Source organism: Streptomyces litchfieldiae, from assembly GCF_031845365.1.
Taxonomy (GTDB): domain Bacteria; phylum Actinomycetota; class Actinomycetes; order Streptomycetales; family Streptomycetaceae; genus Streptomyces; species Streptomyces litchfieldiae.
Genome location: NZ_JAVREL010000144.1, coordinates 1 through 406, shown reverse-complemented (window position 1 = coordinate 406; position 406 = coordinate 1). Strand labels below are relative to the sequence as shown.

Below are 406 nucleotides of genomic sequence, written 5' to 3'. Positions count from 1 at the left end.
CAGGTGTGATGAACGGCACGCGATAGCGTGCTGTCCGTGACTGCGCAGAACGAATTCGTACTGGTTGACCGTCCACGACCGGACGTGGCCCTGGTGACCCTCAACCGGCCTGAGCGGATGAACTCGATGGCGTTCGACGTCATGGTGCCGCTCAAGGACGTCCTCGAAGACCTCCGCTACGACAACAGCGTGCGCGTCGTGGTGCTTACCGGGGCCGGCCGGGGCTTCTCGTCCGGGGCCGATCACAAGTCGGCCGGCTCCGTTCCGCACGTCGCCGGTCTGACCAGGCCGACGTACGCCCTGCGGTCGATGGAGATCCTCGACGATGTGATTCTCGCCCTACGCCGGCTGCACCAGCCGGTGATCGCCGCCGTCAACGGCGCGGCCATCGGGGGCGGCCTCTGCC

At 67.2% G+C, this 406-nt stretch carries 1 protein-coding gene; it reads left to right on the top strand.

Features of this window, described 5'->3' with window-relative positions; translation table 11 throughout:
• Positions 1 to 36: 36 nt before the first annotated feature.
• Positions 37 to 406 (top strand): enoyl-CoA hydratase-related protein (locus RM590_RS35800; RefSeq protein WP_311708981.1); only part of this gene is annotated, 370 nt, incomplete at its 3' end.